The organism is Chryseobacterium aurantiacum, from assembly GCF_003020585.1.
Classification (GTDB): domain Bacteria; phylum Bacteroidota; class Bacteroidia; order Flavobacteriales; family Weeksellaceae; genus Chryseobacterium; species Chryseobacterium aurantiacum.
This window is the reverse complement of the sequence record NZ_PXUE01000001.1, coordinates 1,035,367-1,057,504: the sequence shown is the minus strand read 5'-3', so window position 1 is coordinate 1,057,504 and position 22,138 is coordinate 1,035,367. Positions and strand designations below refer to the sequence as shown.

Sequence of the window (22,138 nt, the reverse complement as noted above, 5' to 3'; positions counted from 1 at the left end):
ATTGTTGTTTCAAATATAGATGGGTAAGTACTTTTATCAAACAGGAGTATGTATGAATTTATAAATCCATATATAACAAAACAATTAATCCAATGAAAAACAACGCATTACACGATAAAAATAAAATTTAATTAAAAAAAATTAATCCTAAAAAATTAAAAATAAACCTCATATTTATCAAAATACGGTGAGTAAAATAGAATAAGAATGATACTCAAAACCCGAAAATAGATTTTAGATTTCTATTTAATTTCATAATGCAATGAAATACATAGGGATATAAAAAAATAAAAACCACTCATTCTACCCTAAAAAGAAATGAGAAAATTTAAAATTGACGATAATAATTTTGTGCAGAGATATGCTTTTCTCTCAGTTTAAAATGTAAAACTGCCTCCAGTATCAGGAGATAAATCTAAAATTATTGACTTTATATAGTAAAAAGAACTTATTTTGCGAAAAAAAAGCACAGGAACAATGCCCAGATATCTTAAAGAAGTCATAATAACTTTAGTGGTAGTGCTTTCGCGATTGCCTTTTATTTTCAATAGCCTGGGTTCTGACTTAGATGCCTGGAGAGAAGTCTATACCGGAAAAATATGGAACGAAGAACATATTTATAATGTTTCACGATTTCCCGGGTACCCGTTTTCAGAATTTATTTATTCCTTAATATATGACTATCCTTATTGGTGTATCAATTTATTGTCAGTTCTATTTACTGCTGGCTGCTGCCTCTATTTTTTCAGAATACTGGAATTCTTTAGAATAAAGCTTTCCTTTCTCATTTCCATAACATTCTCTTTTATCCCGGTTATCTATATTAATAGCACTGTAGCCATGGAATATAATTGGTCTTTGTTTTTTTTACTCGGAAGCGCTTACTCTATTTTGAACAAAAAACTCTGGGTGGCCGCATTATTTTTTGGATTGATTGTGAGTACAAGGTTTAACAACCTCATTTTCTTTCCCGCATTTCTTTTCCTCAGCTACTACTTTACCGGACAAAAGGTCAAGAAGGTTTTTCAGTTTGTAATACTCTCCCTACTCTTCGTTGGTATTTTCTTTTTACCTGTTATTCTGAAATACGGAACTCATTTTTTGCAAAGCTCCGGAGCTTCAGAAGTTTCCTACCCTACTTTACTAAGCTTAGGAACACTTCACATATATGGAACTATTGGAATCGCAGTATTATTCTTAAGCTTAATCATACAACTTTTCAAAGGTGGCGTGCAAAAGATAAAAAATCTAAAAAAGGATCATTTCATGTTATTCTGTATTATAATGATATTATCAAATTTGATTTTCTTTATAAAATACCCATTGGAAGCAGGATACTTAATTCCCTCAATACCTTTTGTACTTATTCTTTTACAAAATATATTAGATCAGAAACTGATGAAGTTTGTATTATATGGATTACTTATTTCTCCCTTTTTCATTCATATCAACACAAAGAAAGTTGATCTTAAAGGAATTATATTTGTGAATGAGGGCTATGAGGATCAGGAACTGGAATACTGCAAGAACTTGATAAAAAAAATAGAAATACTTTCCAAAGACACACCGGCAATCTTTCATGTGGGAAATTTCTCTGAACAGATCTTACTGATGGGTAATTTTAAAAAGAATGATAAACTCAAAATAGTTAAAAACCTTACACAAAAAGATAGAAATATCATTATCAATAAAAAACATACTCTTTATTATATCAATACTGTGGATGGCAAAATAGAAAATAACCAAACCCATATGCTTGAACTACATGGAAGATTGTTCTACAAAGATTTTGAATTAGTAAAATAAATTTCAGGTTAAGAAGAATTCTCCACAAAAATTAGAAATATCTTATCTTTGTTTTTCGAAGCTTATCATTAAACTTTTATTCGAAAACATTCTACATGAAAAAAAATAGCTTTTTATTTTCTGCAAAAGGAATTCTTATTGCAGGGTTTTTATCTCTAAATACGGTAATATATGCCCAAAAAGCAGCAGATATTTCAACAATTTCTGAAAAAACCTTAAGTAGTATTCTGGAAAAAAACAGAACATATTACACGCAGGGCAAAGTTGCCGACTATATTCCTGAATTGGGGAAAATGGATGCTAAAGCAATTGCTTTTTCAGTAGTAGATAAAAATGGTAAAGTCTTTAATTCCGGTGATGTTCAAAAGAAATTCACTATGCAGAGTATCTCCAAGATCATTGCATTAATGGTTGCCGTAAACGAAAAAGGTGAAGCCAATGTTTTTGATAAAATGGGTTATTTTGGTTCTGACAGACCTTTTAATCACTTTTCAAACCTAGAAACAACAGGAAAACCACTTAATCCGATGATGAATGCAGGAGCAATCCTTACCACTTCTCTCATCTCCGGAGATGGAGAAAAACCTTTCCTTAAGATTCTGGATATGGTTCGATATATTACCAAGAACTCTACCATCGATTACAGCAAGTCTGTTTATGAATCCGAAAAATCTACAGGGCATCGTAACCGTGGAATGTTCTATCTGATGAAAAACAATGGCCTGATTTCCGGAAATGAAGATCAACTGGATAACTATTTTAAGCAATGTTCCATTGAACTAACCGCAGAAGATCTGGCTAAAATCGGATATTTCTTTGCCAATCAATGCGTTCGCTTCGATGGAGACTCTACCTATAAAAATTCAGAAATTGCCAAACTGATAGAATCCCAAATGCTGACTGCAGGAATGTACGAATTCAGTGGAGAATATTCAAGAACAGTAGGCCTTCCGAGCAAGTCCGGAGTTGGCGGCGGAATTACAGTAAGTGTTCCTGGAAAAATGGGTATCGGAGTATTCAGTCCGGCATTAGATCAACATGGAAATTCATTGGCGGGATATCATATGATTTTAGACCTTGTAAAACAGTATAATCTGAGTATTTTTTAATTTCACTTACTCCATTAAATATTCAACACCGGAAAATTAACTTATTTGGATCAACCAATTCCCTCGTGGAAACTCCATAATATGATTATTTTTTAACGTTTTTTATAAATTAAAGCAGCTTTTCGCTGCTTTTTTTATGCTCGAATTTCATATTTCCTTAATAATTTCAATACTCTTTCATAAAGTTACCTCTTTTTTAATTCACTCCTTAGCGAAGAACAATTCACCATTGAGAAAGTGAAATAATTCCCACAATGGTTAATAATACCATATAAATCAATTTAATACAAATTTGATAATCATTTTTTCCAATTTACAGCATCCATTTTTTATGGATTTTAAAGGGTAATTATTTATGTTATCTTTTCGTAATATAAAAAAAACAAATCTCTACTTTTTGAAATATTTTATTTTTTATTCCTATCTTTGCTTAACATTTCTTTAACTATAATTAGTTATAATTATAATTACACAGATTGTGCCGGCATGTTTACAATGAATAAGAAAATAAATCACATACTTTAATAGCATTTGAACAATCAATATTTTTTTGTTAAAAAATCATTATTAAATTTCATTTATGGTTAAAGATATATTATAATTTTATTATTTTTATTCATTCATAACAAATAATAAGCAATTATAGCTATTGTATTAATGTTTTGTAATAAAATAACATATTAATATTTTAACACTAAATGCAATGAAAAACTTGACCCTTACTAGGCTAATGCCTTTTGAAAAGCCGGATTACATCTTTATCTCTAGCAATTATAGAGACGATCTAAACTTGTTGATAAATAATCAACAAAAAATCTTTATAATTAACAATACAATAAAACCAATTTTATGATTTCATAAGAGAACATTGCTCTTTAATTCAAAGAGTTATGAATTTTTATGAAGTTTCTTACTAACATATCACGCCATGAAAAACTTAACCATTATTGGACTAACGCCTTTTGAAAGGCCGGATGTCAACCTTATGCCTAAATTGCATCAGGCAGGTATCTTTCCCGTTCTAAGTTTGGGACACGAATTGGCGCCTGCCGAGGAAGCCTTATGTCGACTTGCCCAATTAGATATACCGTCTTGTGGTATCTATATTTCTAACGAAAAACTTACATTGCTTCAGATTCCTGAGAAAGTGACCTTTGCGATTCTTCCAGCAGGAATGTTGATGGCCCAGAACCCAAACCTTACCTTAATTTATCAGGTAAGCAGTCTGGAAGAAGCCCTACAAGCTGAACAATCCGGAGCGCAAGGAATTATTATCAAAGGAAATGAAGCAGGAGGCCAGATTGGCTATGAATCTACATTTGTACTATTTCAGCGCATTATCAAAGAAATTCAAAGCATTCCAGTATGGGTACAAGGAGGAATAGGACTCCACACTGCTGCTGCTGTAAAAGCCTTGGGTGCAACAGGTATTGTTTTGGACAGTCAGCTTGCCTTATTTCCGGAAAGCTCTGTTCCTAAGGATATCAAAGATGTATGTTCAAAACTGAATGGGACAGAAACTAAAATCATTGCTAACCATCGTGTACTTGTGAGGCCTAACTCTCCTGTGCTGGCTGAGAATATCAATGGTGAAGAACTTAAGGAATACTTTACAGGTCTTGACATTAGCAAAAGCTATATCCCTATGGGGCAAGATATTTCGTTGGCCGTAGATCTATATGAAGAATTCAAAACGCTGAAAAAAATGACTTTTGCCTTTAAGGAAGCCATGTATGGCCACTTAAAACAAGCAAAAGCTCTTCAGGTGATTGACCAAAATAATCCTCTGGCTCAAGAACTTGGTCTAAAATATCCAATTGCACAAGGACCAATGACCCGTGTAAGCGACGTTCCCTCATTTGCCAATGCCGTAGCAGAAGCAGGAGCCTTGCCTTTTGTAGCATTATCACTACTAAAAGGTAATTCCGCAAAATCCTTAGTAATGGAAACTAAAGAGCTTGCAGGAAACAAAACATGGGGGGTGGGTATTTTAGGATTTGCTCCTCAGGAATTAAGAGAAGAACAAACCTCATACATTCTTGAAGCAAAACCGCCTGTAGTTCTGATTGCCGGAGGAAGACCAGCTCAGGCCAAAATATTTGAAAAAGCAGGAATAAAGACATTCTTGCACGTTCCATCTCCTGCCCTACTCGATATTTTCCTCAAAGAAGGAGCCAGAAATTTTATTTTTGAGGGTCGTGAATGTGGTGGCCATGTGGGTCCATTATCCAGCATGGTTCTTTGGGAAAAGCAAATTGAACGAATCTTAAAAGAAGACCATCCGGAAAATATCAGTGTATTTTTTGCAGGTGGAATCCATAATGACTTCTCAACCGCTTTTGTTTCTATTATGGCTGCTCCATTGGCTGCCAGAGGGGTAAAAGTAGGAGTACTAATGGGTACTGCTTATCTCTATACTCAGGAAGCCGTACAAACCGGTGCTATTCAGGAAGAGTTCCAGCTACAGGCTATGCAGGCCAAGGATACCGTTTTATTAGAAACAGCACCCGGGCACGAAACCCGTTGTTTAAATACAGCTTTTGCACATCATTTCAATACCGAAAAAGCTAAGCTTTTAGCAGCCGGAGCAGATAAGAAAGAAGTATGGGAGCAATTGGAAAAACTAAACGTAGGGCGTTTAAGAATTGCTGCTAAAGGTATAGAGCGCCAAGGAGATCAATTGGTTAACATCCCAAAAGATAATCAGCTTGACCTTGGAATGTACATGATAGGACAGATTGCAACAATGCACAATAAAGTTCTTTCCCTTGAAGAACTTCACCAGAATGTCAGCATAAATAATTACAATTATATACAAAATGCTACATTATCGGAAGAGCCGGTATCAAGCGAAAAACCATTGGACATTGCTATTGTCGGAATGGAATGTATTTTCCCGGGAGCTAAAAATCTTGAAGAATTCTGGAGGAATATCATTCTTGGAAAAGACAGTGTGACAGAAGTTCCGGATGAAAGATGGAGCAAGGAGCTTTATTACAATCCAGACTCAGACGGACCGGATGTTTCCCATTCCAAATGGGGCGGATTCATCCCGAAAATAGATTTTGATCCACTGGCGTTCGGAATTCCACCACAATCCCTTGCGGCCATTGAACCTACCCAATTGTTAACATTATTGGTTGCAAAACGGGCAATGGAAGATGCCGGATACGGTGAAAAGCATATCAACAGAGACAACATTTCTGTAATTATAGGTGCTGAAGGAGGTAATGACCTTGCTAACAGCTATAGTTTCAGAGGATATTATAAGCAAGTTTTTGGTGAACTTCATGAAGAAGTAAAGGAAGCATTCCCCCATACCACAGAAGACTCATTCCCGGGTATCTTAGCCAACGTAATCGCAGGTAGGATTACGAATCGTCTGGATCTTGGAGGAAGAAACTTTACTGTAGATGCAGCTTGTGCATCTTCTTTGGCAGCAATTGACCTGGCATGCCAGGAGCTCGTGCTGGGCAAATCAGATATGGTTCTTGCCGGTGGAGCAGATTTACATAACGGAATCAATGATTACCTTATGTTTTCAAGTACCCACGCACTTTCCAGAAAAGGAAGATGTGCAACATTTGATAGTGATGCAGACGGGATCGCCCTTGGAGAAGGGATTGCCATCCTTATTTTAAAAAGATATGAAGATGCCATCAATGATGGTGACCGTATTTACTCGGTGATCAAAGGAGTTGGCGGATCCAGTGATGGTAAAGCCCTTGGATTGACGGCCCCTAGAAAAATTGGCCAGGTAAGAGCTCTTGAACGCGCTTATACCCAAGCCGGAATCAGTGCTGCATCTGTAGGATTGGTAGAAGCTCACGGTACAGGAACTGTTGTTGGAGACAAAACAGAACTAAGCGCTTTAACGAATCTATTCAGCCGTTCTGGTGCTTTACCGGGGCAGACTCATTTAGGTTCTGTGAAGACCCAGATTGGGCATACCAAGTGTGCTGCAGGACTGGCTGGTTTAATCAAGGCTTCCCTGGCAGTTTACCATGGTGTAAAGCCTCCAACCCTTCACCTACAAAAACCTAATGCTTATTACAACGCACAAACCAGTCCTTTCTCTTTTCATTCAGAAACAGGATTATGGACTGAAAAGAACCGTTATGCAGGAATCAGTGCCTTTGGATTTGGAGGAACAAACTTCCATACGGTCATTGCCAACCACCCAAAACAAGATGATTCTATTGCGATGCAGTCATGGCCTTCAGAACTATTTGTATTCCGTGGGGATACTTATGAAGAAGCCAAAGGACAATCAAGTCAGATCAAAGCTTTATTGGAAATTAATGATGGCATTCCATTAAAAGATATTGCTTACAGTTTAAGCATCAGCTCAGAAAAATCAATTCAGTTCAGTATTGTTGCTGATACCGCTGAGGATCTGATGATGAAGTTAGAATTAGTATTGCTTGGAATAGAGACTAAAGATACTTTCACCGTTAATAAAAAAGAAGGAAAAGTAGCATTCACATTCCCGGGACAAGGGAGCCAGAGAATCAATATGGCCCGTGACTTATTTGTCGTTTTTCCGGCCATGCGTAAGCTTATTGATGACTATCCTGAACTTGAAAAAGTAGTTTTCCCATCAAAAACTTTTAATGAGGCTGATTTAAAGCAGCAAAAGGAAACCATTAAGGATACCCGTTTAGCACAACCTCTTTTAGGAATTGTTGATCTGGCATTAGCCAAATTCTTAGAAACATTAGGAATTATTCCGGACATGCTGGCAGGTCATAGCTATGGTGAATTACCTGCTTTATGTTTTGCAGGTGTATTTGGAGAGGATCAATTGGTAGATTTAAGTATCCAGAGAGCCCAGTCTATTTTAGATTCAGTAGAAGGCGGAGATCCGGGTTCTATGTTGGCAGCAAGTGCTACCCATGAACGTTTACAGCCGATTATTGCTAACGTAGAAGGATGCTATCCCGTTAACTTCAATGCTCCTGCTCAATGTGTTATTGCAGGAAGTACAGTGGCAATTAACAAACTCTTGGAAGTCCTTAAACAAGAGGGCATTTCTGCTAAGAAACTTGAAGTTGCCTGTGCATTCCACAGCCCTCTCTTGGCAAAATCCAAAGGTCTATATGCTGATGTATTAAAAGACGTTCCTTTTCAGGAAATGCAGATCCCTGTATGGTCTAATACGACAGCAGAGGTATATCCGTCGAGCCCATCAGAAATCAAAGAAAGACTGACTGATCATTTGGTACAGCCCGTAAGATTCGTGGAGCAAATGCAAGCGATGTATAACGATGGAGCAAGAATCTTTATTGAAGTAGGTCCCGGAAAAGTTCTTACCGGACTGGCAAAATCGTGCATTGAAAAAGATCAGTTGACCTTATATGTTGAAGACAACAGCCGTAATAAATTTACCCATTTGCTTTGCATGCTGGCTCAATATTTAGGAACAGGGCGCATCTTCAATATTGAAAAACTTTTCGATGGCCGAAGTGTTCAGCTTATAGACATCAATCAGCCTGAACTTTACAAGAAAAGCCCCGCCATTTGGCGTGTTAACGGACAAGCTGCACATCCGACAACAGGCACACTGCCTGCCAATGGTGCACTACCCATTTTAACCCCTATTTCCATGAACAATTTTACTAATAATACCCAGCCCCCTGCACCGGAAAGCTTATCTACAGCAGAACGTATGTTGCAGGAATATTTGAACAGTATGAAATTAATGATACAGGCACAGCGTGATGTGATGCTTTCCTTTATGGGACAGAATCCTCAGGTAAACCCAATGCCTGTCTATAACACCCCAATGCAGGCTCCTGCTCCGGAACGTACTATTCCTGTACAACCCGTTTATCAGGAAAGAACAGTTGCCGTAGCTGCTTCTGCAGTTGCTGTGAAACCATCTCCAACAAGAGATATTAAATCATTATTATTACAGGTGGTAAGCGATAAAACAGGATATCCACAGGAAATGCTGGGCATGGAAATGGATCTTGAAGCTGACCTGAGTATTGACTCTATCAAAAGAGTTGAGATCATCGGAACTCTTCGTAATGAATTGGGAACATTATCCAACGGCAATGCCAGCGAAGACACCGTTATGGAACAATTAGCAGGGATAAAAACCCTAAGTGGATTGGTTTCGTGGCTTACAGAATTTTCGGGTGCAGAGCCGACAACAACTCCTGAAAAAAAGGGAGCAACAGCTGAAACAACAGCTTCAAAACCAAAAACTTCATCAGCATTATCACTAGAAGATCTTCAAAATGCCATTCTGAATATCGTAAGTGAAAAAACAGGCTATCCAAAAGAGATGCTAGGGTTAGACTTAGATTTAGAAGCAGATCTTAGTATCGATTCCATCAAACGTATGGAGATCATAGCAGATCTTAAAAACAAGATCGGTTTTGGAGAGAACCTTGAACAAGCTGATGATGTCATGGAAAAACTGGCAGCGATTAAAACACTTCGTGGATTAGCAAGCTGGATCAGTGAAATGAGCGGTGAAGCCAACGAAAAAAAAGATGAAGTAAAGGAAATCACTACTCCTGAGCCTACAAATAATGGGCTATCAAGACTTCGTTTTGATATCACTCCCACAGACGCTTCTTTAGTACAAAATACTGAAGTTTTGCAAGGAAAACATTTTGCCATTACTCAGGATGAAAACAAGCAAACCTCAGCGATCAAAAGCGAACTGGAAAAACATGGAGCCATCGTAGAATTGGTAGATACGGAAAAGGATCTTTCAAATTTTGACGGATTAATTATGTTAGATTTATTCTCATCAACAGATAAACCAAGCATTATTGATCATGTTGATTTGATTAAAAAACTGGATTTTGACAAAGCAAAATGGGTATATTTAATCTCTGATATTACGGCCCATCTTCAGGAAGTAACGGATGCCCGCATATTACGTCATCACCAAGGATATCCGGGGCTTTTCAAAAGCTTAGCAAGAGAATTTGACCATACCACTTGCAGATTAATCAGTTTAAGTACACCTCAGGAAGTAGACCACATCGCTGAAATTACTTTAAAGGAAATATTGACGAATGATAAACCTGCTGAAGTAATCTATAAAAACGAAAAAAGACACAGAGTAGACATTATCCCCTCACCTTTGTCAACAAGTTTAAATGAAGCTCACATTCAATTAGATCAGAAATCAGTGGTCTTGGTATTGGGAGGTGCACAGGGAATCACGGCAGAATTGGCAAAACACATGTCTGAAGCCTATCCATGTACTTATATTCTGGTAGGAAGATCTGCGGATCCAAGAAATGAAGTTCCGGCAAAAGAACTCGAAGGAATGAAAACAAAAGAGGAAATCAGAGCATTTCTGATCAAATCCGGAAAATTCACTTCTCCTGCTGAAATAGAAAAAGAAACAACAAAAATCTTCAAAAACAATCAGATTCTACGCACAATACGTGATATGGAAGCGCTTGGAAACACCATCATTTATCAATCATTAGATCTTTGTGACGAAGAAAGCTTAAGCCATCTGATCAGCAGTATCTATGAAAAGTACAATCGTTTGGACGGAGTTATTCATGGAGCAGGTCTTTTAGAGGATAAACTGTTCAAGCAAAAGACAACATCCTCTTTCGGACGTGTATTTGATACCAAAGTGAAGCCCCTACGTGTACTGGCTGAGCAACTTCGTACAGATTGTCAATTTGTAGTATTGTTTTCAAGTATAGCATCCGTATATGGCAATAAAGGTCAGACGGATTATGCTGCAGCCAACAGTGTATTGGATGATTATGCCAATGCTTTAAACAAAAAATTAAAAGGGAAAGTGATTTCCATCAACTGGGGACCCTGGAAAGGTGCCGGAATGGTTTCATCAACCCTTGAAACAGAATATGAACGTAGAGGTATTTCCCTAATTCCATTGGATGAAGGAAAGGAAATCTTCCTTAACGAGATAAAATACGGAACTGAAAGCCAGGTGCTGATCATGTCAGGAAACAATTGGTAAACCTCTGTACAAAATAAGTATGAAAAAAACGGATGTTGCTGTAATTGGCCTATCTTGTGTCTTTCCGGGGGCACAAGATGCCAATACTTTTTGGCAGAATATTGTCAATAAAGTAGACTCTACCCAACCTGCTCCGGCAGACAGGATAGATCCGGTACACTTTAGTGATGCCACCAACCCTGTCGATCGTTTCTATTGTAAACGAGGCGGGTTTATCCCTGACTATGAATTTGATCCCACAGCATTTGGAATTTTACCTCTTGCTGTTCAAGGAACAGAACCAGACCATTTATTAACCCTTGATTTAGTTCAGAAAGCATTGGAAGATGCCGGAGTATTTCAAAAAAATATTTCCCTTGAAAAAACAGGAATTATTATCGGTAAAGGAAACTATACCGGTCCTGGAGCTACCCGTGCCATCGAAATTGTAAGAACCGGAGAACAGATTTCCTCATTATTGCAGGAATTGTTGCCTCAGGTATCTTCTGCCGATATTGAAAAAGTAAAGCATGCTTTTCAGGAACGTAAAGGACGTTTTGCTGCCGATACCGCCATGGGACTCATTCCCAATCTGGTGGCTTCATTGGTAGCCAACCGCTTTGACCTGGGAGGTGTTGCCTTTACCGTAGATGCAGCTTGTGCCAGCGCTCTAATTGCTGTAGATCATGCTGTACAGGAGCTTCAGAGAGGCCGTTCCGATATCATGATTGCCGGAGGTGTACACACAGGACAGAATGCTGCTTTCTGGAGTATTTTTGCCCAGTTGGGAGCCATGTCCCGACAAGAGCAGATCAAGCCGTTCAGCATGGATGCTGATGGTTTGTTGATTGGTGAAGGTTGTGGTTTCGTAGTACTAAAAAGACTGGAAGATGCCGTTCGCGAACAGGATAAAATTTACGCTGTCATTAAAGGAGTGGGCGTAAGCAGTGATGGTAATGGAACCAGCGTGATGAGCCCATCCGTAAAAGGTCAGTTAAAAGCTTTAGAACAAGCCTGGATCAATGCAGATTTAGACAAAAATAAAGTGGGCTACCTTGAAGCTCATGGTACCGGAACTCCGCTTGGAGACAAAACGGAACTTCAGACCTTAGCCCAGTTCTTCGGAAAAGAAGAAACTGCTCCGGTTGCCGGAATTGGGTCTGTAAAGTCCAATATCGGACATGCCATGCCGGCTGCAGGAATCGCTGGATTAATTAAAACCTGTCTTGCATTACACCACGATACCCTACCTCCAACCTTATATTGTGAGAATCCGACTTCGGATATGAAAAACACAAGGTTTGAACCTGTACAGGATGCCCAAAACTGGTCGAAGACAGGGCTTCCAAAAGTAGCCGCTGTAAATGCTTTCGGATTTGGAGGAATTAATGCACATGTTGTTCTGGAAGGCTATGATATGCCGAAAAAAGACCATGTATTAATCCTCGCGAGACCTACGCATGAAGAACTGCTTTCAGCATTACAAAATAATGAAACAACCATTGGTGAAGGACATTTCAGGGTTGCCCTATTTGACCCGACACCAGCAAGAATAGAAAAAGCAATTAAAATTGTTTCCAAAAATATCATCTGGAAAAACAAACAGGATATCTGGTACACCTCTGCCCCATTATTAAAAGATGGTGGTAAAGTAGCCTTTGTATTCCCAGGCTTAGATGGTCTGGCAAAAGGTGAAGTAGAAACGGTAAGCCGTTATTTTGGATTATCAGCAACTATAGAAACTGAAGGAGAAGGACTTTTAACAGATGCCTTAAATATCTTCAACAACTGTAGTATCCTTGATAATTCACTGAAAAAATTGGGAATTATTCCTGATATGAATGCAGGACACAGTTTAGGAGAATGGTTGGCCGGTTACTCTTCAGAATTAGCGGAAGCCAACTCTGTAAAAGCTTTAATTGACGTACTGAATCCTGAAACTTTTGAATTAAAAGATTCCAAGTTCATTGCCATAGGAGCCGGAATTGAGGTGATAAAACCTTTTATTGCAGAAATTGCAAACCTCTATGTTTCCAATGACAATTGCCCTAATCAGGTGATTCTTTGCGGAAGCAATGCAGCATTGGATGAATTGGTTCCTTTATTAAAATCAAAGCAGATCTTCCATCAGGTATTACCGTTCCAGTCCGGATTCCACTCCCCTTTTATCGCTGATAAACTAGATGTGATCCTTGCGGGTATGGAAAAAGCACAGTTCCAGCAGACAAAAATACCATTATGGTCTGCTACAACTTTAGAACCTTATCCTGCAGATCAGGCAGCGATCAGAAAACTAAGTGCCGAGCATTTGGTACAGCCTGTTCGTTTTCGTGAACTTACGGATAAATTATACGAAGAAGGCGCCAGAGTCTTCATTCAAGTCGGAACTGGCGGTCTTATCGGATTTATTGATGATACATTGAAGGGGAAAGCTTTCAGTACCATTGCTTCCAGTGTTCCTACTCGTTCTGCCCTGGCTCAGTTACAACGTGTAGTCGCTTCATTATTTGTAGAAGGAAAAACAATTGCTCTTGATTTTCTGGAGATTCAAAATCATTCGAGAAAGCCATCAGGAAAAGGCATTAAGCTTGAATTAGGCTCTCCTATTATCCGTAATTTTAAAGAAGTAAAAGCTTTGGCTCAATCTTTTGATACGCCAAAACAATATACAGCAACAGCTTCAGCTATTGCCACAAAAAGCGGTCACCCCCTGGTACAGGCATTTCAGGACAATGTGGCGGATATGATCCGTATGCAGGAAGAAGTCCTTACTTTATTCCAGAATCGTCCGGAAACCACCATTCAACGTCCCGCTCATGCTCCGGCAACACAGGTTGTTCCAAAAGTACCGAGAAGCACAACTTTCTCTAAAGAGATGTATGTGACCTTAGAAAGTCATCCTTACCTTATTGATCACAGCTTATTGAGACAGCCAAAAGGTTGGGCACATGTGGCAGATATGGAACCAGTTATTCCAATGACCATGATTTTTGAGCAGCTTGCAGAAATCGCAGAAGCAGAAATCCCTGGAACACTGGTTCATAAAATCATGAATGTAAGTGTATTCCAATGGATGAATGTAGCCAAACCTTTTGAAAAAACAGTACAAGGTGAATGGCGTTCCTCAAACCACGCCTATTTGGATATTGAAAACTTTGTCAACGCAGAAGTTGTATTGAAATCTTCAGCTGTTCCTACACCAGTTTTCAACCTTTCCATCGGTAATCTTTTACCCATCGAAAGAACCCCTGAAGAAATCTATGACATGCACATGTTCCACGGAGAAAAATATCAGGGAATTACTGAAGTTTCAGCTGTTGGAGACAAAGGAATCATCGGAAAAATAAAAGGAAACGGTGGTAAAGGTTCCTTGCTTGATAATGCAGGACAACTATTCGGGCTTTGGCTTCAGCTTACTTTGGTGAAGGACCGTATTGCATTCCCTGTGAAAATCAGAGATATTGAATTCTTCGGAGATATGCATGATCAGGAAGGTATTTTTGAATGTACCTGTATGCTGACCGAGCTTAATGATGAATTTGCCATCGCAGATATCATCCTGAAAAGAGACGGAAAAGTTTGGTGTGCCATCACCGGCTGGCAAAACAGAAGACTTGAAATTGACGCTCCTTTATGGAATGTTTCCATGTCACCATTGCACAACCGCCTTTCTGAAGAGATTGCTCCTGAAGTTTTCTTCTTCCATCAGGCTTACACCAGAGTAGCTTCATGGGATTTTATCCTGAAAAGATATTTCAATCAAACAGAAAAACAGCATCACCAGCAGTTATTACCCAACAAAAAGAAAAACTGGATGGTAAGCCGTGTGGCCGTGAAAGATGCCGTAAGAAATCTTCTTCGTCAGGAAAAAAATCATGCCTGCTTCCCGATCACCTTTGAAATCCGTTCCGATGAAGTGGGGAAACCTTACCTCATCAGTGATTTTACAGAAGACATCCATATTTCTTTGGCTCACAAAGGAAAAGAAGCCGTGGGAATCGCGAGATATGGAAAATCTGTAGGAATTGATATGGAACTGATGGAAGAGCGCAGTTCAGGATTCTATGACATGGTATTTACCGACAAAGAATTAGCCTTATTAAAAGACAGAGATCAGGCAGAATGGACCACCCGTTTCTGGGTAGCCAAGGAAGCCTACGGAAAGTTCCTCGGAACAGGGCTCAAAGGAAACCCTAAAGCCTTTGAAGTCGAACTTATAAAAGATGATCACTTGTGGATCAACAACATTGAAATCAAAACTATTAAACATAAAAATTATATTATCGGATGGACACTGTAAACGCAACATTAAAAATGAACCACGAAGAACTTTTTACTTTATTAAAAGGTTTTATTACTGAAGTGATAGGTGCTGAATTTGTAGAAGAAATGGATATTACTCCTGAAAGTTCATTCACCAAAGATCTTGAAATGGACAGCATCGAGATTGTCTCTTTCTCTGAAAAGATCAAGGCGCATTTTGGCGATCAGATCGACTTTACAGGTTGGCTGTCTTCTATGGATCTTGACCAGCTGATCAATCTTGACCTTAGTATGATCATCAATTATATCTACGAATGCCAATAATCACTGTCAATAACAGACAAGTTCATATACAGGAACTCAACAAAGGAGCCGAACAAACCGTGGTACTCATCCACGGTATGTTCAGTAACCTATCCATTTATTATTTTAATATTGCCCCTGTGCTGGCCAAGCATTTCCATGTGGTGATGTATGATCTGAAAAGTCACGGTATGAGTGAACGCTTTTTGGATGGATACGACCTTGACAACATGTCATCCGATCTGATGGGTTTAATAGATCACCTTCAACTGGAAAAAGTACACCTTGTAGGCTATAGCTTCGGAGGTCTTATTGCCCTGAAAACAGCTTTGGAATACCCTGACCGCGTGAATCAGCTCGTTGTGATGGAAGCACCGGATCCTCAGGACGAAAAAGCCCGTAACATCATTGATGAGTACAGCAAAGAATTTCTTGAGCATTACGTCGCTAATTTTACAGACACCACCAAAGTACAGATGGGTAAAAGACAAATGGAAAAGAACCATCGTATGTATGAATTTCTGTTTAACCAGACCAGCATCAAGGCAGATATGATCAAGGAAAAGCATTTCCTTGATGAAGCTAATTTCAATGAATTGAAGGCTTCCACATTATTGCTTTACGGTGCTGAGTCCAACTGCAGACCTACAGGAGAGTGGCTGCAGTCTCAAATAGGCTCGTCCGAACTTGAATTAATCCCCGGCGATCACAATATTCCGATTCAGGAACCTAATCTGATAGCGGAAACGATCGCTCAGTTTTTATCTAATATCTTAACGAAGAACCATGGCTAAATTTGCATTTATAGTTCCACCATTGACAGGACATGTCAACCCTACCCTAAGCATCGGTGCTACTCTGTTGGAAAGAGGACATGAAGTAGCCTGGATCAGCCTTGACCCTACTTTAGAGGCTAAACTTCCAGAGGGAGGAAAATTATTACTGATCCAATACGATCAGACTGACGAAGAAAAGAAAGAAAGCGAACAATACCTTGATATTATATCCAAAAAAGTAGTGTACGGAATCGACAGTGTTAAGTTCCTTTACGAAGAGGTTCTTATCCCGTTGAACAGACATTGCTATAAGGGGATTGTTGCTTTATTAAAAACATATCAACCCGATTTGATTATTGGTGATCACCAACTATTTGCGGCTCCTGTTGCTGCGAAAGCATTAGGAATCCCGTATGCCACTTCCGTTACCGCTCCGGCTGCCATCAAAATCATGAATGAGCTGCCCAAGGTACACGAATGGGAAGTGAATCAAATTGTTGCATTACAGGAAGAGTTGGGAGTGAATGAAAAACGTTCACTTGCTACTTCTGACCTTTTAACCCTTGTCTTAACCTCTACTTATTTCTTTGGTGAAATGGAAGATCTGCCGTCTCAGTACCAATTTACAGGCCCCGTTCTTACAGAGCGTCGTATCTCCTGTGAATTTGATTGGGACCGGTTAAAAGGCGCCACCAATAAAAAGATTCTGGTAAGCATCGGAACCACTTTCGATCATGATCATAAAAAGGCATTCTTCCAAAAGGTAGTGGATGCATTTAAGGATGAAGATTTAACGGTTGTAGTGGTTTCAGATCCACAGCTTTTTGAGCAATGGCCCGATAACTTTATGGTGTACCAGCAGGTTCCTCAATTGGATCTCTTACCTCATCTTGATGGCGTGGTTTGCCACGGTGGCCATAATACAGTTTCCGAAACATTATCCAATGGTATTCCTTTGGTTGTGATTCCTATTGCGTACGACCAGTCACACGTGGCAGGACGTGTGGTGCGTACAGAAGCGGGTGAGCGTCTTAATTTCAATAGATTTAAAGCCAATCATCTCAGAGAAGCTGTACAACAGATTTTAAATAATCCAAGCTACAAAGAAGCGGCCAAGAAAGTAGGTCAGTCGTTTGTAGAAGCAGGCGGTGCGGCTACAGCAGCCAACCTATTGGAACAGGCTATATCAAAGGCGTCAAAACCTGAAAAACCGGCTAAATTTTTATTCGTTATTCCTCCGTTTTTCGGACATGTGAGTCCTACGTTAAGTGTTGGAGCAAGCCTGATTGCCCGTGGCCATGAAGTAAAATGGTTCGGGATTACTCCTTTAGACAGTAAACATATTCCTGAAGGAGGTTCTTATTTCTACCCTGAAGAAGACCTTATTCCGTATCAGGAAGAAATTGCCCGTATTTTAAAAAGACAGGATGACGGACCTGCATGCTCCGGACCTGAAGTAATGAAACTGGCACTGGAAGAAACCTATGTTCCTTTCGCTAAAATGATGATGCCGGGATTAACCAGACTGACAGAAAGCTGGATGCCGGATGTAATTGTGAATGACTGTATTACTTTCGGAGGAGCTTTATTTGCCCACAAACATAATATTCCTTGTGTAACGACAACCCCAGTTCCACCAGACGTAATGGGAGATACCGAAAAAAGTGCCCCTAAAATCTGGGAATGGCAGCAAAACCTCATCAAAGATCTGCAAAAAGAAGTAGGAATTCATGAGGAAGGAATTTATATCCATTCTCATAAACTGAATATGGTGTTTACCTCACAAGCCTTTGCCGGATTTGAAACCGTTCCTTCTCATATGAAATTTGTAGGTCCGGTAAAAGGACGTCCAAATGATGCCCCATTTGACTGGGATAAACTGAACGCTTCTACCACTCCAAAGATCTTTGTATCTCTGGGAACACTATTGGTAGACATCAGAAAAGCTTTCTTTGAAAAAATTATTGCAGCGTTTGCTGACCAACCGGTTACCGTCATTGCCGCTACTCCACCGGAAATCTTTGAAGAATGGCCGGATAATTTTATTGTAAACAGCTTCGTCCCTCAATCCGCAGTGATGCAGCAAATGGATATGGTGATCTGCCACGGTGGTTTCAATACCGTTAATGATACATTCCGTAATGGATTACCGATGTTAATCACGCCTATTGCTTACGATCATTTTCATATTGCAAAATTAATTGAGCAGGCAGGCTGCGGAATCAGCATCCGATACAAAAGACTGCGTGTAGATGCTCTTCGTGAAACGGTTTTTGAATTATTGGAAAATCCAAAATACAGAGTCGCCGCTCAGGAAGTCCGCAATACATTCACGCTTGCCGGAGGAAATGACAAAGCGGTAGAACTGTTAGAAAATTTTGTACATGAACATTCAACATTAGCTTCTGTGTAGCCTATGAATCAACCTATAAAAAGAAGATTGTTATTTGGGGAACGCATGTTATTAGGGGACGGAACAGAACCTTTTAACGCGGTCATTCCTTTCAGACTGAGAGGTACCTTTGCATTAAAGGATATCCAGCAGGCTTTGGTTCAAATTCAGAACAAGCACCCTTGGTTAAGAGCTCTTATCAATCATGATGAGAAAGATATCCCTTGGTTTGATGTTCCGGAGAAATCCCTTTCCATCCCCATTCGTATTGTGGTTAGAAAAGGAGAAGATCATTGGCAGGAAGAATCCAAAAGAGAATGGCATACCCTATTTGATTATCAAAAACTTCCCCTTATCCGTTTTGTATGGATCAAAGGAGAAGGAGTTTCCGATATGCTATTTGCGTTCCATCATTGTTTATGTGATGGTGGTTCTGCAATGGCTTTTCTTCATGAGTTTTTAAAAGTGTTGGATAATCCTTCCGCAGATATTGGGGCAGAGCAGCCTATCATGGGAATTCAGGATGTAGTTCCTTCCCATATTTTAAACAGCCGCAGACAAAAGCTGAAGGCCCGTTTTATTGGCAGATTAACAGCTACAGCCATCAAATACATTCCTGTAGGCAAGAAAGCTGTCGATCGTCAGGACGATTATCTGATCCATTGGAAAGTAGATGAAAAAGTAAGCCAACAATTGATTTCCTACTGCAAGTCCAATGAAGTGACCGTTAACACGTTTTTAAGTGCAGCTTTACTTCAGGCATTTAAAAAGGTAAAAGGTTCATCCGCATTTAATAAAATTTCCTGTCCGGTAGACATCAGACGCTTTGCAACCCAGATCAAGAATGACCATATCTTCGCCTTCGGATTAATGATTGTAATTTCTTCCAACGAAAAAATGAGCTTTCTGGAAAACCTGCGCTCCATGCAAACGTCCGTAGAACGTAAAACTTCCAAGCTCAATCCTTATATTACCATGATGGTGATGGAATCCGGACATGATGCTTTAACTAATTTCACAAAGCTGTTAAAGAACGGGAAATCTTCCAACGACTGCATGTTTTCCAATCTGGGACGCATTCAGATTCCTCATGAATATAAAGAGTTTACAGTGGATACCATTTTCAGTCCGTCTGTTATTGGGCCATTGGGCAATACAACTACGCTGGTTATTTCTACTTATCGTGGAAAAATGGATTTTTCCTTTGTAGGAAGTGAAGGATATTTACCCTATACCGACGCCATGGCCATTCGTGACGAGGTGATGCAGATCATTAAAGTACAATTGGAATATATAGCCGTATCATGATCAAAAGAAAACTAATGATGGTGGAAAGGATCATGTATGTAGATCCCGAAACACCCGTAAACTGTGTATTTGCCGCTAGAATAAAAGGAGAACTTCCGGAGAAGAACTTTAAGACTGCTCTGGAAAAAATCCAGCAAAAACACCCATTACTAAGAGCTGTTATAGATACCAAGACTGAAAAATATCCTTTTTTTATAGAAGAAAAGGAAATGGCTCCTATCCCACTCCGAATTGTGGAAAGAAAAACGGATCAGGACTGGCTTCTGGAATCTCAAAAAGAATGGAAAGTTCTGTTTGAAGATAAAAAGCAACCTCTTGCCCGAGTAGTTTGGGTGAAAGGAGAAAACATTTCTGAAATTTTTTGGGCAATCCCTCACTGCATCTCTGACGGAACAACAGGAGTCACTCTGATTCAGGAACTTCTCCAGCTTCTGGACAATCCCTCTTTTGAGCTGCAGCCTTATCAGGCGTTCTCTTCAGTCAATGATTTTCTACCCCCGAATTTCAACGTAAAAAGTAAGAAATACAAAGCCAGTCTATATCTCCTTTTTGCAAGGTTCTTCTTTCTTCTCCAACGAAAAAGTAAAAAAAGAAACCTAGGAAAAGATTATGTGCTTCACCGAAAACTTGATCCTGAAACTACCTCAAAAATCACTGAGAGATGTAAGGCCAACGGAGTTTCTATACATGCTTTACTTTGTGCAGCATTCATGCAGGCATTTCAGGAAGTAAAAGGAGCTGACGCTAAGGGTAAGGTCATCAGTCCGGTAGATGTTCGTCATTTCATTCCAGAAATCAAGCAGGATCATTTATTTGCCTTTGCTCCAACGGTTGATCTTTCTTTAAAAAAAGGAAGCTCTGATCTGATCAACAATGCCCGACAGATTAAAAGTGATCTTCTCCAGAAAATAGAAAAAATGGAAGCCAGAGAACTTCTATGGATGGGTGAACAGATGCACCCGATTGTTGACCGTATGATCTCCATGATGAAATCCAGTAATGGCGGGCATGATGTGACCCTCTCCAATATGGGTAAAATCAATATTCCAAGAGATTACAACAACTTCAGTGTTGAAACCATCTTCAGCCCAACGGTAGCATTCCCATGGCTGAACTCCAACACTTTGACAACGAGTACCTACAACCATCAGATGGATTTTATATTTTTGTCCAACGAAGACTTCCTGCCCAAAGCGGAAGCCGCCACTATAAAAGAGAAAGCCATCGCGCTTATGACCGCCTCCGTATGAAATTGAAATTTAAGCCGAAGCCGCCCAAAAAGCTCAAAAAAACCACCCTCAAACGCTTTCTCATGAAGCGGACAATTTACTATGTCCTCCCGAATGTATTTTTCAATTTCATTATCGCCTATGCAAGCTTCAAGGAATTGGGATACACCCATTTCTTTTCAGGGGAACAGAATTTAGCTCGTCTTACCTTACCTATGGCCTTATTTCTACCTGTTGTCCTTACCATTGACATCCTCAAAAGAGTAACCGATGCCGCCGGACAAGGCGTCATAGAGTTTACGGTAGATGAACAGTTGAATATTAAAAGGTTAATGACCAAGCTGAGTATTCTGCATGGAATCATTACCTGTTCTCTCGTACTATCTATGCTTTTCTTAGGACAGTATAATTTCTCAAAGGATTATAAGCTGGATGCTACGGCAATGGCTGTGGTGGTGGGTGTACTGGCTGGGATTTTATCTGTGATTTTTGTGTATTTGCCGGTGTGGAGATTGAGGAGGTGGATGTGTAGACGAACGCAAGCTGTGGCTGTAGATTTAAACGCATAGTTTATTTTTTATACATCCTATATCTTTAATATAAATTCATGTACCATTACAGACTCTGTTTTATTTTCAGTGGCTTCTATTTCTAAAAAAATAGGAGAAATAAATGCTTCCCATCTGTATAAGCCTGTAACTGAATTAAGGAAAAAGAATAGCATCAAATCCATTCGATAATTCACCACAAAAGTCACAAAAGATTTAAACACTTAAGTTATTATAAGTGATAAGCATTACGCATAATAAGTACACTTTAGCTTGTGAAAATCTTTGATTTTCTTCTTATGTGAACTTTCCTATATAGTATGATTTTAAACTAACTTAAGTGAACTAAAGTGTTTTAAATAAAACCTTTTATGGCTTTTCTGCTTACAATTATTTTTTTCGATAATTCACCACAAAAGTCACAAAAGATTTAAACACTTAAGTTATTGAAGTGAC

Annotated in this window: 10 protein-coding genes; all 10 read left to right on the top strand. The window is 39.2% G+C overall.

The window, feature by feature from the left end:
- The first annotated feature begins 453 nt into the window (after nucleotides 1-453).
- The 10 genes from C7D53_RS04775 (at nucleotide 454) to C7D53_RS04730 (ending at nucleotide 21,703) form a co-directional block, all read left to right on the top strand.
- Nucleotides 454-1,806: a hypothetical protein gene (locus tag C7D53_RS04775; protein WP_162926078.1), complete on the top strand. Its 1,353-nt coding sequence runs from the start codon at nucleotides 454-456 to the stop codon at nucleotides 1,804-1,806.
- Nucleotides 1,807-1,901: 95 nt separating this feature from the next.
- Nucleotides 1,902-2,915 carry a glutaminase A gene (gene glsA / locus C7D53_RS04770; protein WP_106915220.1) on the top strand — a complete coding sequence of 338 codons (1,014 nt, stop codon included), beginning with the start codon at nucleotides 1,902-1,904 and terminating at the stop codon, nucleotides 2,913-2,915.
- A gap of 928 nt (nucleotides 2,916-3,843) precedes the next feature.
- Nucleotides 3,844-10,884: a type I polyketide synthase gene (locus C7D53_RS04765; RefSeq protein WP_106915219.1), complete on the top strand. Its 7,041-nt coding sequence runs from the start codon at nucleotides 3,844-3,846 to the stop codon at nucleotides 10,882-10,884.
- A gap of 19 nt (nucleotides 10,885-10,903) precedes the next feature.
- Nucleotides 10,904-15,163: a type I polyketide synthase gene (locus C7D53_RS04760; RefSeq protein ID WP_106915218.1), complete on the top strand. Its 4,260-nt coding sequence runs from the start codon at nucleotides 10,904-10,906 to the stop codon at nucleotides 15,161-15,163.
- Nucleotides 15,151-15,450 (top strand): acyl carrier protein, encoded by a 300-nt coding sequence (locus tag C7D53_RS04755; protein WP_002977699.1) that lies wholly within the window; start codon nucleotides 15,151-15,153, stop codon nucleotides 15,448-15,450. Before C7D53_RS04760 ends, C7D53_RS04755 begins: the two co-directional genes overlap by 13 nt.
- On the top strand, nucleotides 15,441-16,223 hold the full coding sequence (locus C7D53_RS04750) for an alpha/beta fold hydrolase (RefSeq protein WP_106915217.1): 783 nt from the start codon (nucleotides 15,441-15,443) through the stop codon (nucleotides 16,221-16,223). The genes C7D53_RS04755 and C7D53_RS04750 overlap by 10 nt, the downstream gene beginning before the upstream one ends.
- Nucleotides 16,216-18,618: a glycosyltransferase gene (locus C7D53_RS04745; RefSeq protein ID WP_106915216.1), complete on the top strand. Its 2,403-nt coding sequence runs from the start codon at nucleotides 16,216-16,218 to the stop codon at nucleotides 18,616-18,618. Before C7D53_RS04750 ends, C7D53_RS04745 begins: the two co-directional genes overlap by 8 nt.
- A 3-nt stretch (nucleotides 18,619-18,621) precedes the next feature.
- Nucleotides 18,622-19,905 (top strand): condensation domain-containing protein, encoded by a 1,284-nt coding sequence (locus C7D53_RS04740; protein WP_106915215.1) that lies wholly within the window; start codon nucleotides 18,622-18,624, stop codon nucleotides 19,903-19,905.
- Entirely contained in the window at nucleotides 19,902-21,155 is a 1,254-nt protein-coding gene (locus tag C7D53_RS04735; RefSeq protein ID WP_106915214.1) for a condensation domain-containing protein, read from the top strand. The genes C7D53_RS04740 and C7D53_RS04735 overlap by 4 nt, the downstream gene beginning before the upstream one ends.
- 62 nt (nucleotides 21,156-21,217) lie before the next feature.
- Nucleotides 21,218-21,703, top strand: a complete 486-nt coding sequence (locus C7D53_RS04730; protein WP_228422176.1) for a M48 family metalloprotease — start codon at nucleotides 21,218-21,220, stop codon at nucleotides 21,701-21,703.
- The last annotated feature ends 435 nt before the right edge of the window (nucleotides 21,704-22,138 follow it).